Annotated in this window: 8 protein-coding genes; 5 read left to right on the plus strand and 3 right to left on the minus strand. The window is 49.4% G+C overall.

The window, feature by feature from the left end; genetic code table 11:
- Positions 1-57: 57 nt before the first annotated feature.
- Positions 58-5,406: a PAS domain S-box protein gene (locus QUA40_RS07345; protein ID WP_333123397.1), complete on the minus strand. Its 5,349-nt coding sequence runs from the start codon at positions 5,404-5,406 to the stop codon at positions 58-60.
- 180 nt (positions 5,407-5,586) lie between these two features.
- Between QUA40_RS07345 and QUA40_RS07350 the strand changes: the two genes are divergently transcribed.
- Entirely contained in the window at positions 5,587-6,438 is an 852-nt protein-coding gene (locus tag QUA40_RS07350) for a creatininase family protein (RefSeq protein WP_333123400.1), read from the plus strand.
- 233 nt (positions 6,439-6,671) lie between these two features.
- The gene (locus QUA40_RS07355; RefSeq protein ID WP_333123403.1) at positions 6,672-7,427 is read left to right on the plus strand and encodes a DUF561 domain-containing protein; all 756 of its coding nucleotides are present in this window, start codon (positions 6,672-6,674) and stop codon (positions 7,425-7,427) included.
- Between the two features lie 132 nt (positions 7,428-7,559).
- On the opposite strand, the gene QUA40_RS07360 is transcribed toward QUA40_RS07355, so the two are convergent.
- Entirely contained in the window at positions 7,560-8,237 is a 678-nt protein-coding gene (locus tag QUA40_RS07360) for a calcium-binding protein (RefSeq protein ID WP_333123404.1), read from the minus strand.
- Between the two features lie 80 nt (positions 8,238-8,317).
- Between QUA40_RS07360 and QUA40_RS07365 the strand changes: the two genes are divergently transcribed.
- The 3 genes from QUA40_RS07365 to dprA all read left to right on the plus strand — a co-directional run bounded on the left by QUA40_RS07365 (position 8,318) and on the right by dprA (position 11,078).
- Positions 8,318-8,965, plus strand: a complete 648-nt coding sequence (locus tag QUA40_RS07365) for a DUF2301 domain-containing membrane protein (RefSeq protein WP_333123407.1) — start codon at positions 8,318-8,320, stop codon at positions 8,963-8,965.
- Between the two features lie 127 nt (positions 8,966-9,092).
- Positions 9,093-9,746 (plus strand): YdcF family protein, encoded by a 654-nt coding sequence (locus QUA40_RS07370; RefSeq protein ID WP_333123410.1) that lies wholly within the window; start codon positions 9,093-9,095, stop codon positions 9,744-9,746.
- 180 nt (positions 9,747-9,926) lie between these two features.
- Positions 9,927-11,078 (plus strand): DNA-processing protein DprA, encoded by a 1,152-nt coding sequence (dprA, locus tag QUA40_RS07375; RefSeq protein WP_333123412.1) that lies wholly within the window; start codon positions 9,927-9,929, stop codon positions 11,076-11,078.
- A 139-nt stretch (positions 11,079-11,217) separates the two neighbouring features.
- Here the strand turns inward: dprA and QUA40_RS07380 are convergent.
- Positions 11,218-14,556, minus strand: a 3,339-nt coding sequence (locus tag QUA40_RS07380; protein ID WP_333123415.1) for a Calx-beta domain-containing protein, incomplete at its 5' end; no start/stop codon positions are given.

Here is a 14,556-nt window from a genome sequence, read left to right on the forward strand (position 1 = left end):
CGCACTTTAGTCCTCATGCGGTTCGTTAAATAAATATTTTTAGGACGCAAAAACAGTTTAAACAATGTTTCCCCCAGATCGATCGAGCAAATCCAACATCGCCTGCACCAACTTGTCGGGATCTAAAGGCTTAGAAAGGTGCCGCTGGAACCCCGCAGCCAGGGCCTGCTGATAGTCAATTTCTCCAGCATAAGCCGTGAGGGCGATCGCCGGAACCAGTCCCCCTTGCTCTGGCGCCAGATCCCGAACCTGCCGCAGCAACATATAGCCGTCGGTGTCAGGCATTCCAATATCGCTCAACAGCAAATCCGGCACAGACTGAGTTAAAACCGCCAAGGCATCGGCGGCGTTAGCAACTGCTGTAACGCTGGCGCCACAATCCTCAAGCAGAAAAACCACCAAATCTCGCGCATCGGCATCATCATCCACCGCTAACACGTTGATACCGCTCAAATTGAAGGATTGCTCCGACGCAGCCGCCGCAGGACTTGTCTGAGGTTGCAGGGGCATTAGGGGTATCCTGACTGTAAATGTCGCGCCTTGTCCTTCGCCTGCACTGTCCGATTTCACTGTGCCGCCGTGGAGTTCGACGAGATGGCGGACGATCGCCAATCCTAAACCCAATCCGCCAAACTTGCGCGTGTACGTGCTGTCAGCTTGCCGGAAATAGTCGAACACGTAGGGCAGAAAATCCGGTTCAATGCCTTTGCCCGTATCAGTTATAGTAATTTGGGCGTCGTTGTCAACCCGATCGAGCTTGACTTCGATTTTGCCTCCCGGCGGGGTAAACTTGACGGAATTTGACAGCAAGTTCCACATTACTTGCTGAAGTCGGCCCCCATCGCCCAACACTCGGCCGAGATGCGGTGCAAATTGAGTGCAGATTTGAATCGACTTGACTTGGGCCGACAGACGCACCGTTTCCATGGCACTGGCGATCGCCCCGGCTAAATCCACAGGTACAATATTCAAGCTGACTTTGCCTTGCAGAATCCCCGACACGTCGAGCAAATCTTCGATTAGCTGGGTTTGTAGTTTGGCATTGCGCTCGATCGTCTCTAAGGCATAACGTTGCTTTTCCGGTGTCAGAAGATTCGATTGCAGCAGCTTCGCCCAGCCCATAATCGGGTTTAAGGGAGTCCGCAATTCGTGGGACAAAACAGCCAAAAATTCGTCTTTGACGCGGTTAGCGCGTTCTGCTTCCTCCCTGGCGGCCTTTTCGAGCGCTAGGAGGCGTTCCCGTTCCGCTTCTGCTGTGAGGCGATCGGTAATATCAGTGTTGGTGCCGCACCAGCGCAGCACAATACCTTGCTCGTCGCGCATCGGCACGGCGCGGGAGAGAAACCAGCGGTACGATCCGTCTTTGCCGCGCAAGGGGAAAGTATCTTCCCAGGGTTCGCCTCTTTCAATGCAGCCCTTAAATTTTGCCACAACGCGATCGACGTGTTCCGGGTGGTGCACCTGCTGCCAGCCCCAGCCTTGCATTTCCTCTAGGGTTGTGCCAGTGTAGTCAAACCATCGGTGGTTATACCAGAAAATCCCCCCAGCAGCATCTGTCATCCAGGCCAACTGAGCGATGTTGTCAGCTAGAGCGCGGAACCGAGCCTCGCTTTCGTGCAGCTCATGCAGAGCTCGCGCGTGCAGGATCACCGTCCAGAGGCGAGCCACCACTTCTTGCATCAGCCAAACTTCATCTGGCCGCCAGTGCCGCACAGCCTTTGATGTCACCAGCAAAAGAGCCACCCAGCGCCCTTCCTGAAGGCAGGGAACATCGACCAAAGCACGAATCGACACGGCACCGTAGTTATCGAAAAAATGCGCTGTATGGGGGTCATTAGCGATATCTGAAATGACAAGGGTTTGACCTGCCATAGAGAGAGCTTTCATTTCTGGGGTCTTAAAGTCTGAGATTTGATAGGTGCCGACTGTGCTTGCCAGGTCGGACTGGTGCCAGTCTTGGTGGACAATTGCCCGATCGGCTTCTACATCGATTTCGTGCCAGATGCAGCGATCAACTTTTAAATATTCTCCCAGACAGTTCATCGCTTCCGACAACATTTCTGCGGGGTTGAGGCGCTGCCGCAAGCGGACTTCGAGATCCGAGAGACACTGCTCGTTGAGTTGGGCTTGTTTGCGATCGTGAATATCGGTGTTTGTGCCTATCCACTCAACAATTTCTCCCCCAGCGCCGCGAATTGGCACGGCGCGAGACAAATGCCAGCGTTCCATTTGGTCTACTGCCCGCCGGAGGCGCAGCTCAATTTGATAAACTTCTCCGCTGATTAGACATTCTTGCCAGCGGGCCCAAGATTCTGCCAAATCCGAGGGCGGGACTAGGGATTCCCAATTGCTTTGAGCGGCTTCCTCGTAAGACATTCCCAGATATTCCAACCATTTTTGATTGGTAAAGCGAATTTCCCCGCCGGAGCTTACGTTCCAAATCAGGTGGGGAAGCGACTCAGCCAGGAAGCGGAAGCGGCGATCGCTTTCTGTTAAGCTTTCTTCGGCTCGTTTGCGATCGTCAATATCAATGCCGATACCGGCCCATTGAACCACCTGTCCCTTCCTGTCTTTTACGGGCACAAGTCGCGCTAGATGCCAGCGGTAGGTGTTGTCAAACCTGCGTACCCGACACTCAAATTCGTAGGCTTCCCCTGCTGCAATCGCAGCAGTGCGCGTGGCGACAACTGCTGGCTGATCGTCAGGATGAAATAATTGCAGCACCGGCGCAGCCAGCGGCAATTCTGGCATCATGCCGGTGTAGCTTTTCCAGTGCTGGTTGCAAAACTCTAACCAGCCGTCGGCGGTGTTGATCCACATTAATTCTGGGACGCCATCGGCGAGGGTGCGGTAGAGATTTTCGCTTTGCCGCAGTGCTTCTTCTATTTGCCGGCGCTCGGTTTTGTCCTGCATGATTTTCAGGAAACCTTGCACCTCGCCGGCTGCGTCGCGCAGGGGCATCACCAGCCCGCTGCCCCAAAAGCGGCTGCCGTCTTTGCGGAGGTGCCAGCGCTCGTTTTCTCCTCTTCCCTTCGTCAGGGCGCTGTGCATTTCTGCTTCGGGCCTTCTGGCAGCGGAGTCTTCTGGGGTGAAGATGATTCGTCCGTGCTCGCCGACGATTTCAGCTTCGGCATAGCCCAGCAATCTCTCGGCGCCTGCGTTCCAAGTGGTAAAGTGTCCGCCGGTGTCGAGGGTGAAGATGGCGTAGTCTTTGGCGCTGTCGAGAATTAATTGGAGGTGGGTTTCACGATCGCACAGTGCTGCTTCTGTTTGTTTGCGCTGGGTGATTTCGGTGGTGAAGCCGACAACTTTGGTCAGTTCGCCTTGCTGGTTGCGGATCAAACAGCCGCGTTCCCAAACATCGATCCAGCGCCCGTCTTCGTGCCGGACTCGGTACTCGACTTCGTAGCGCTCGCCAGTAGTCAAGATTGATTCCCGGGTGGGCTGGATGCGTACCCTATCGACGGGATGGATGCGTTCTCTCCACCACTCTGGTGTTGCCGGTGCATCCTCTGGGCGGACACCGACGATCGAGTACAGTCCCTCGGAACGGTAAACTGAGTTCGATGCCAAATCCCACTCAAACACCATGCCGTCGATCGCCCTTGTAGCTAACTCAAAGCGGTTATTGCTTTCTTGCAAGGCGAGTTCGGCCATTTTGCGATCGGTAATTTCCTGTACCACGACATTAATCCCGACAATCTCCCCGCCCGTGTCTTTGAGCGGCAACCAATTCAGCAGCCAAGTGCGAACAACACCGGGTTGAGCTTTGGTTTCACCGCTGATTTCAAAATTTCGCTTCGGTTCTCCGGTTTCGAGAATGCGGCCCAACACAGGTTCGGCTGTGTCTGCCAAGTGGGGGATAATTTCGCGTAGGGTGTGGCCGATGTGCGCTTCGACGGGCAAGCCGTTGATTTGGGCCAAGCTCTGGTTGAGCCGCACGTACCGCAAATCTGTGTCTAAAACGGCCAAACCCACGGGCGTTGTCTGGTAGAGCCACTCTATCTCTAGAAGTTGACGGCGCACGGTTTGATCGCTCTGGTGCAGGGCGAGTTCGGCCATTTTGCGCTCGGTAGCATCAAGTATTATTCCGATAAACCGTACTGCTTCGCCTGCGCCGTCGTAGAGATAGCGCCCGAACGCGCTCAACCAGCGGATTTCTCCGTTGTCTGCCCGGATGATGCGGTATTCGGGAGAGTAGAGCGATCGCGTTTGCCGAGCTGTTTCGGCTGCTTGCATGACTTGCTTTAAGTCGTCTGGATGGACGCATTTTTCCCACACAGCCCGGCTTGTTTCGCCGCCCGGTACCGGTTCGCAGCCGAAAATGCTCAAAAGGTTCGCCGACCAAATTACTCGATTTGTTCGCACGTCTAAATCCCAGGTTGCCATGCCTGAGCCTTCAATGGCGACGCTCAAACGTTCTTCGCTTTGTTTGAAGGCAATTTCAGTTTGTTTGCGATCGCTGATATCTGTCAGGGAGCCCACGGCGCGCACGGGATTGCCTGACTCGTCCCAAATAGCTCGTCCTCTGGCTAAAACCCATTTTTCGCGCCCGTCGGGACAGTGGATGCGGTACTCGCAGCAGTAATGTGATGTTTCTCGATGCAAGTGCTGCTGCCAATTGCTTTGCATTATCTCCAAATCATCGGGATGAATCCAGCTCAAATATTGGCTAAAGTTGTGGAATTCTTCCGGGGCACGTTCCAAAATCTCTAAACAGCGATCGCTCAGGAAATGGCAATTGGTTTGTAGGTTGTAATCCCAAATGCCGTCGTTGTTGCCGGCACAGGCTAGCTGCCAGCGTTCTTCGCTTTCTCGCAAAGCTTCTTTGGTTTGATTGGCGATCTCGATTTGTATGGCGGCAACGGCAAAGTCTGCTAGGGCGATCGCGATCTGCAAGTCTTCGGCATCGAATTGGCGATCGTCCTGGTGAGATACAATCCATATTGCCCCCAGCGGTTGATTTTCTGCTTGCAGCGGCACAACTAACGCTTCGGCGATCGGCAATTCTAGCTGCTGTAAGTCGGTAAAGTATTGTTCTGGAGCGAAGTAAAGCTGAGGAGTTTGGCGATCGATCCCGGCTCCCGACAAACGCAATTTGCGGGGTGTGTTTCTGTGTTCTGCTGCTTCCCACGCGCCCGCCAATGCCTCCCAGCAAAATATTTGTTCGGAAGTGGCATTTTCTTCTAGTAAGCAGACTCCGACACTTCCTGCATCGCACAAATCTTTAGCGATCGCAACCAGTGTTTTGAGCAGGGTGTGGGGCGAGGTTGCCAATTGTCGGGCAAGGGTTTGCAGCGCCCGGTTTTCTGCTTGGCGATCGTGCGATCGAGGGGTGCGGCGCGACAGTTCCTCGGCGATCGGAATGTCGGTTAAATTAGTTTGTGGGGTTTGCCAAGCTTCCATCAATTAGTCGTCTCTACGTCTTTCGGTATGAGCTGGCGAGCGTATATCAGCGCGCTGTTAAAGCATCTGCTATATTATATGATCTACCCACATAAAGAAGATGTGATCTATCTTGGAAATTAGTTTTTAGTTTTCAGGCTAGTTGATGGCCTTGGTTGCCTATGCTCTTGCCGCCACAATATGCACAATTTTATTCCCGAATCGCGCTTTTTTCCATATCTGACTTGGACAGAAATTCAGTCTATGCCGGATAAGGAAAATATAGTTATAATTCAGCCGTTAGGTGCGATCGAACAGCACGGCCCTCATTTGCCTTTAATTGTAGATGCGGCAATTAGCGCGGCAGTGACAGGCAAAGCGCTGGCAAAGTTAGAGGTAAATATTCCCGCCTACGCTTTGCCAACTCTTTACTATGGCAAGTCGAACGAACACTGCCATTTTCCCGGTACAATTATGCTCAGTGCTCAGACACTTTTAGCAGTAATCGGTGAAATTGCTGACAGTATTTACTGGGCAGGATTTCGTAAATTAGTGTTAATGAATGCCCACGGCGGACAGCCGCAGGTGATGGAAATTGCGGCGCGGGATATTCATCAAAAATATCAGGATTTTTCGGTTTTTCCGCTGTTTGTGTGGCGGGTTCCGAATGTGGCTGCTGAATTATTAAGTGCTAAGGAGTTAAAGTTTGGGATTCACGCTGGTGATGCAGAAACGAGTTTGATGTTGTCAATTTTGCCCGAACAGGTGAAAATGGAACTGGCTGTTTGCGAGTACCCCCAGGGTTTACCAACAGACAGTTTGCTGAGTATGGAAGGCAATTTGCCTTTTGCTTGGCTGACGCGAGAGTTGACTGAAAGTGGTGTGTTGGGCGATGCGACGGTGGCGACAAAAGAAAAGGGATCTCGGATTCTCGAATCTCTCTCGGACGGCTGGGCACAAGTTATCAAAGATGTTTACAAATTTCGACAGCCGGGAAGTTCGGCAAGGGATTCTGTAACGGATGTAACGGATGTCAGTCCGATGGAAGAATGAAGAGGGAAGAAGATCGATGTGGAAATGCAGTCACAACAATAGTTGCAACAATTAAGAACGTTCTAACTGTCTTGGCGGTTGCTATAAAAATAAAAAATACAGTCTTGGAGGCCTAATCGACCTATGTAGGGTGCTTAGGTGGCACCTTACGGCTATTAAGAATTAAAAATTAAAATTTGTTCTAATCCGTGTCAAAATGAGTCTAAGAAATTTTTTGAGTTGGAAAACTAACGATGAGTGTAAATTCTAAATTGCATCGGGCTTTTGAGCAAGGCCGCGCCCTAAAAATTATCAGCGGTTTAAATAATTTTGATGCGGCTAACGTTGCGGCTGTCGTCAAAGCAGCGGATATCGGCGGTGCTTCCTTTGTCGATATTGCTGCCGATCGAGATTTGGTATTGATGGCAAAACAGTTGACAAGTTTGCCAATTTGTGTATCGGCTGTGGAACCGGAAAAGTTTGTGGCTGCGGTAGAAGCTGGCGCTGATTTGATTGAAATTGGCAACTTTGATGCTTTCTACGCAGTAGGCCGCCGCTTTGAAGCTGAGGAAGTTTTGGAGTTGACTCGCGAAACTCGATCGCTATTTCCGAACATCACTCTTTCTGTAACAGTTCCCCACATTTTGGCACTCGACAAACAAGTGCAATTAGCAATTGAATTAGTTAAAGCTGGCGCTAACATCATCCAAACTGAAGGCGGCACCAGCGCCCAACCAATTCACGCCGGCACATTGGGATTAATTGAAAAAGCAGCACCTACTTTGGCTGCAGCCTTTGAAATTTCCCGCGCCGTATCCGTCCCCGTACTCTGCGCTTCCGGTATCTCCAGCGTCACCGCACCCCTCGCTATTGGAGCCGGCGCAGCGGGTGTTGGTGTCGGTTCTGCTGTCAGCCAACTTAACAGCGAAGTGGCGATGATTGCGGCTGTTCGCAGTTTGGTTGAAGCTTTGGCTTTGGTTTCGCGATCGCACTTTGCGCCTTCAATTTAATTAAGCAGGAAGAAGGAAGTTCGGCAACGGATTCTGTAACGGATGTCAGGGAGAAGGAAGATTTTTCCCATCCCTCACTCTCCCCTTCTTCCACTCTTTCCCTCTTCGCCTTCCCCACTCTTCCACTTTTCCTTAATAATGGATAAACCACACGGCATAATCATCTAATAACTGATTGTTTCGGGAGATTACATCAACTGATTCTAACTCAGATAAAGGCAACATAAACTTTTGGCGATCGCTGACGCGCTGCACTTCCACAAATATGCCTTCTTCCTGAAGCACCAAATCCTCCAAACGATTAATTGTGAATCTATCAGTATAAGAAGGTTGAGTTTTTTTGAGTCGTGCATATTCTTTTTTGCTTCCCGAACCCATTGTATATTCTTCTTCCCATTCAAACTCTTCTATGCCGGTAACGTGGCACGGGAGTTGAATATTTTGTTTGAGGTAATCTAGATATTTGACTGAATTTTTTAGGCTGAAATCAATATTTTTTGACCCCAAAATTTTGCTGATTTTAGTTTCAAATTGCTTGGTATTAAATGGGATATTTTTATCGAGATGCGCTAACATTTCTGGATCGAACCCCGCTCTCAATTCGGATAATTCTTCCAGCAGGCTCTGAAAGTCGTTGACCGGTTTCGGTCTTCTGCCTGCTACAATGGTTTCATCAAGCTGAACTGGAGGAAGTTCGGATGGCGAAGGAAGGGATTTGCTTTGATCGGGGCGATCGTCCAATTGAGATTTGTTAACTTTAGACTGGTTAACTTTAGGCTGGTTAAGTTTAGGCTTGTTAAATTTAGGCATCGCTCGGTCTCGCTGGATCGGTTTATCAATAAAGTATATCTTGGCAGAAGTACATTCGTGTCTAATAGGAGGAAGCTATTATGCAACTACTGAAATCGCCTGATGAATCGCCAGTCTATCAAGGACAATTCGGCGAGTTTACGATTACTCAAAACGATCGCACGGGAGTGTTGATTTACCGCGCTGGATTGGGGGTGGCGGCGCTGTGTTTTGCGATCGGCACTACTTTGGTGCTGCAACAGGGCGACAACCCGATTGCAATCCAAGCTGTAACGCCTGTTTTTGCTTGTTTCTGGATAGCTTTAGGCGTCAGCTTAGCAACTATTCACATTTACATGATTGCGCTGCACCGAACACTACAGGCGTTTTGGGCGATCGGCGGTGCGGCAGCATTGTTTGTAGCATTACAAAGCAGCCAACCTCTAGCTTTAGCAGTGTACGAACATCCAGCCACGTTGTGGGGAATTGGCTTTACTTTTGCCGCCTTAAATGGAATTTATTTTAAGGAAGCATTCTGCTTTAATCGCCTAGAAACTAAGTTTTTGACTCCGGGAGTTCCTCTCTTAATCTTAGGACATATTTTCGGCTTTTTGTCAGCGGAAAATGAACAATTTTTGCTGGCATTTTGGGCTGCTTTGTTTATCATATTTGCTGTGCGTAAGTTTTTTCAACCGATGCCGCAGGATATCGGGGATAAAAGCGTTTTTGAGTATTTGAAACACCAATAATTTGGGAATGGGGCATTGGGAATGGGGCATTGGGCATTGGGAAATTCTCTCACTTTTCCACTATTTCCCTCTTCCCCAGTCTCGCCGAACCTGCCTCCATACCCGAAAACATTTAGATCGACTTAAAATGAGAATTCGTCTAATCCGTCGTCGAGAAATGTGGGCAGTTACCAGGGAAGGTTGGGTAATTGCAAGCACGGGATTAATAATTTTAATGAGCTTAATTATTACAAATATCCATCCATTTCTGGCGGTAAATTCGCCGATTCAAGCAGATATATTGGTTGTGGAAGGCTGGTTGCCGGATTATGCGATCGAAAGTGCGATCGCCGAATTCAAAAAAGGCGAATATCGTCAATTAATTACCACAGGAATTCCTTTAAGTAAAGGCTACTATCTCGCTGAATATAAAAATTATGCGGAACTGACGGCAGCGACTTGTATTGCGCTAGGATTTGATAAAAACAAATTAGTAGCAGTACCCGCCGCCAATGTTTTGAAACACCGCACGGCTGCTTCTGCGATCGCACTTCGAGATTGGCTGGCTGCTTCTGCCCTAAAAGTTGAGTCAATTAATCTTTATTCTTTTGGCCCTCACGCCCGCAGAAGTTGGATTGTTTTCAAAGAAGTGCTGAATCCTGACATTAAAGTCGGGATTATAGCTGCAGAACCACAAGATTACAATCCTAAAGAATGGTGGAAATCGAGCGAAGGTTTTCGGACAGTAATCGGAGAAATTATTGCTTATATTTATGCCCGTTTCGTAGATTGGAAAGCTTAGGCAGTCATTGTCAACCTCCCTCTTAATTCCCTTCGCGTTCTTAGCGCCCTCGCGGTTCGTAAAAAAATATTCATATAGCAGTTGTAAATCTGTGGGAAGACAGGACAAGGCAGTGCCGTTTCCTACCCTAATTCAACCAAAAATGATAAAATCATTCTCAGATAAGTTGAGGGTAACTCGTTGCTAGAAGAACGCGCTTACTGGTTAGCATTGTCGCAAATTAACGGTATCGGGCCGATTTTGTTGCAAAGATTGCACCAAAATTTCAATAGTTTGGCAGAAGCTTGGACGGCAAAACCAGTAGATTTAATGCGAATCGAGGGGTTCGGGAAGCAGATAATTGAAACCATTGTGCAAGAACGCACTAAACTCAATCCCGAAGAATTTATCGAAAAACATCTTATAAAAAATCCCTGTTTTTGGACGCCCGCCGATCCAGATTATCCCCGCTTATTATTGGAAATTCCCACTCCGCCACCAGTGTTGTATTATCGTGGTTTAGTTGATGTAAAAGAGAATCAAGGAATTACGCCGACAGTGGCAATGGTGGGTACTCGCAGCCCTTCGGAATACGGTAGAAGGTGGGCTCGCAAAATTAGTACGGCTTTGGCTAAAAGCGGTTTTACTGTAGTTTCGGGACTGGCTGCAGGGATTGATACAGAGGCTCATACAGGCTCTTTGGAGGCGGGAGGAAGGACTTTTGCAGTGGTGGGGACGGGAGTAGATATTGTATATCCCAAACAAAATGAGAGGTTGTGCGATCGCATTTTGCAGCAGGGATTGGTAATTAGTGAATATCCGGCGGGTACTCAACCGAATAAAACTAATTTTCCCCGCCGAAATCGCATAATTGCTGGCTTGAGCCGCGCTACAATTGTGATAGAAGCTCCACATAAATCGGGTGCTTTAATTACTGCTTATCAAGCTAATGATTTTTGCCGGGATGTGTATGTTTTGACGGGCAGATTGGATGATGAGCGTTCTTTTGGTTGTTTGGAGTTGCTGAGTAAAGGTGCTCATCCGATTCTGCCAAATAGCGATCGACTGTTAAGCGAAGACAGGTTGTTGGAAATGCTCGGAGCTATCCCAAAATTGGACAGCGCCCAGCAGTTATCGCTGTTTCCTCCAAATCCGACGGTTGAGAAGCAAGGGCCACTGCTGGAGCCGGATTTGGCTAAGGTGTTAAGTGCGATCGCATCTGGGCCGATTTCTTTTGATGTAATTGTCGAAACAGCGGGATTGGAAGCGGGGACGGTTTCTAGTATACTTTTGCAGTTGGAATTGTTGGGATTAGTTTCGCAGTTGCCGGGAATGCGATATCAGCGATGTTGATGTGAAAAAAAACTGGGTGGTTGAAACCGCGTCTACACAGACAAAATCCGCCTGCGCGGATTGAAGATTATTCGGCGGTTGAAACCGCCGAGTGAATATGGCCAGGGGATAAGGGATTGCTCCCCCGGCGCATTCAATCTCAAATTAATCCGAAATTAACGGCACTCATACTGCTAGCAGAAACACCATTGAGAGAAGCCAAAATCTCCCCTGTTTGTGCCAACCGGATTAAAGTTGCACCGCTATCTTGAGCAATTGCCAATTGCGAGAAACTCAACCCATTACCCAATACTAACAAATCTTTACCGACTTCAAAATCAGTAATCGTATCAGTACCGGAATTGGTAGAGAGTAAGAATTTATCCACTCCCATTCCTCCTGTCAAACTATCAAGTCCCAAACCGCCCGTCAGCAAATCATCTCCCTTACCTCCGGAAAGAATATCATTACCATCATCGCCATTCAAAATGTCAGCACCGCGGCCGGCAAGCAAGGCATCATCACCGCTACTTCCGAGCAAAGTATCGCTACCTTTGCCACCGAAAACCGAGTCATTTCCAATGCCGCCGTCTAGGGAATCATTGCCCCTCATGCCCATCAACACATTATTCCCGCTGTCGCCTGTCAGGATATCGTCGCCATTCGTACCCATAATTTGACCTGGGGAATTGCTGCCCAAATCCGCATCGCCACTGACAACAGGAGTTGCAATCCCAGCCGGCAATACTACAGCTTCAATTTTGCTATCTAAAGCAGTACCACTATTGTCAGTAACTAGCTGTGAAATTGGCTTAGTTCCCGTACCAACTGCTTTGAAGTCTTGAGTGGTGGGGCCCAAGGCTACTTGTTGGAGACGGGCAAGTGATTCAGGAATTGATGTTGCGGTTGGGTTGGAGACAGCGGCATCAATGCGTTGATTGGCTGTTGCCATTACTGTCGCGGATTGCGATGTAATTTGGCTGACACTTTGAATGTTGAAGCTGGGGTCAATCTGCTGGATTTTAGCAGCGGATTGCTGAATTATTGGTTCTAAGGCTGCTGGGTTGCTGAGATTTAAGACTGTACCGGATTGAATTTGATTGGTAATTGAACTGACAACAGCTTTGACAATATCCTTGTTAGCTGCACTGGAAGCACCGTCAATCAAAGCGCTGGTTTGGGTGATGAAGTTTTGGACTTTCACCATTGCGGATAAGACTTGGACTCCGCCCGGTATGTTGTTGTTGGTAGCTTCTATGGGATCTAAGCTAGTTAGGTCAACTTCAGCGGGGAGAGAAAGGGCAGCTTTGACTAAAGATTGTGCTTCTTCTGGTGCAATTCCCTTGTCGATTAAGTCGGCGACTAAACTGGTTAGGAGGGTGACGACACTAGAATCGGGCGGTGCGGTGAGTGGTGTTTCTAGGGGTAATCCGGTGGCGGTGTCAGTGCCTCCTGTGACAACTAAATTGCCTTCTGATGGGTCGATTTCTCCGTTTTTGTTGGTGTCGAAAGTCTCGAAGGGGATATCGAGATTAAACTCACCGCTGCTGTTAGTGGTGGTGGATGGTTCGCCAGCATCGAGGATGCCGTTTTTGTTGGCATCTAAGAACACAGTAGCACCGGAGATATAACCGTCAATTGCGATGCCAGAAAGGCTGTTGGCGCGGTACAGGTGGAAGAAGTCGGTAGCAGTGGCACCGGCATTGTCCGTTGCTGTCACCTTAATTGGCACATAGAATGATGAGGGAACATTCCCAGCATTCAAATTCACGCTAAAGGTCAGGGTCTTCGGGTCGAAGGTCAGCCAATCAGGTGGAATGAAAGTGCCGGTATTGGGGTCGAAGGTCAGCCTATCGAGAGGGTTGGAGCCGAAGATTCCGTTGAATCCCGGCTCTGGAATTATTGAATAGGAGTAAGTGAGGCTGTCACCTGGATCTGGATCGGTAAAGGTGTTAGGAGCAAGAGTCAAATTGAAGTCGGTGTGAAAAATGCGAAGACCTTGACTCAAGATGGGATTATTCACCTTCGGCGCGTGGTTGTTTAGTGTAGATTCAGCATCGATAATTTTCAGACTGGCAGTGTTTTGGGTGCCAAGAATGGCATTATCCGGATTGGTGATCCGAAACGCGATTTCTTCTGTTCCCTCAAGTTGAGCATCCGGAAAAATGTCAATTGTGAAAGTTTTGGTATTTTCGCCTGGGTTAAAGGTGAGTTCAGGAGAGAAATTGGGGGCAACGCTCCAATCTGTTCCGTAAGTCGCTGAACCAGTAGGAGGTTCTAGGTACACCCGGGAAAAGTTGTTTAGATTCCCAGTGCGAGTGAGGGTAATTTGTTTCTGAACGCCTCCTGTGCGACTTTCATTGACTTTGTAAGTAGCTTCGGAAAAATTAATTGTAGGAGGCCCCTGAGCATCAAGAATTTGCAAAGTGGCAGTGTTTTGCGTGCCGATATTAATATTAACTCCCCCATTGGCGATCCGAAACGCAATTTCTTCTGTTCCCTCAAATTGGCCGTCCGGTAAGATGTCAATTGTCAAATTTTTGCTATTTTCGCCTGGGTTAAAGGTGAGTTGAGGAGAGAAATTGGGCGGAACGTTCCAATCTATTCCCAAAGTAGCTGAACCAGTAGGACGTTCTAGCCACACCGTGGAAAAGTTGCTTAGATTCCCAGTGCGAGTGAGGGTAATTTGTTTCTGAACGATTCCTGTGCTGCTTTCATTGACTTGGTAAGTAGCTGGGGAAAAATTTACCGTGGGAGGAAGATCAAAAGGTTGCTCGTTAGATGGCGGTATGGTGTTACCCCGGTTAACAACAGTGGCATCCGGTGCATTGAGGCCGTTGTAGTTACTATCCGCACTAACAGCAGGGGCAGTCACAATCTGATAAGTCTTATCGCCGTCAAATACTCGATCGTTCACACCCGTTATCGTAATCGGCTGCCACTGATCCCAATTAGCAGAATTGAAGGTAATCGATTCCGTCGAAATTACTCCCTCTGCCTCATTGCTGCTACGCAAACCAATTCTCACATCGGCAGTCGGTGGGCGGTTGAGTCTGATGGTGAATTGGTCTGTGCCACCAGCTTCTGTAGTTACTAATCCCGATGCCGGACTAATAACAATGCCTGGACTTCCAAGTATTGGCGTCGGCGTCGGAGTACCAGTTGTCGGCGGCGTCGGCGTCGGAGTGCCAGTTGTCGGCGACGTCGGCGTCGGAGTACCAGTTGTCGGCGGCGTCGGCGTCGGAGTACCAGTTGTCGGCGGCGTCGGCGTCGGAGTACCAGTTGTCGGCGGCGTCGGAGTTGGAGTACCAGTTGTCGGCGGCGTCGGAGTGGGAGTACCAGTTGTCGGCGGCGTCGGCGTCGGAGTACCAGTTGTCGGCGGCGTCGGAGTGGGAGTACCAGTTGTCGGCGGCGTCGGAGTGGGAGTACCAGTTGTCGGCGGCGTCGGAGTGGGAGTACCAGTTGTCGGCGGCGTCGGAGTGGGAGTACCAGTTGTCGG

Source organism: Microcoleus sp. Pol11C3 (assembly GCF_036701485.1).
Lineage (GTDB): Bacteria > Cyanobacteriota > Cyanobacteriia > Cyanobacteriales > Microcoleaceae > Microcoleus.

Coding starts and splice junctions, on each gene's coding strand:
- QUA40_RS07345 (WP_333123397.1), bottom strand. CDS start 5,406: ATGGAAGCTTGGCAAACCCCACAAACTAATTTAACCGACATTCCGATC.
- QUA40_RS07350 (WP_333123400.1), top strand. CDS start 5,587: ATGCACAATTTTATTCCCGAATCGCGCTTTTTTCCATATCTGACTTGG.
- QUA40_RS07355 (WP_333123403.1), top strand. CDS start 6,672: ATGAGTGTAAATTCTAAATTGCATCGGGCTTTTGAGCAAGGCCGCGCC.
- QUA40_RS07360 (WP_333123404.1), bottom strand. CDS start 8,237: ATGCCTAAATTTAACAAGCCTAAACTTAACCAGCCTAAAGTTAACCAG.
- QUA40_RS07365 (WP_333123407.1), top strand. CDS start 8,318: ATGCAACTACTGAAATCGCCTGATGAATCGCCAGTCTATCAAGGACAA.
- QUA40_RS07370 (WP_333123410.1), top strand. CDS start 9,093: ATGAGAATTCGTCTAATCCGTCGTCGAGAAATGTGGGCAGTTACCAGG.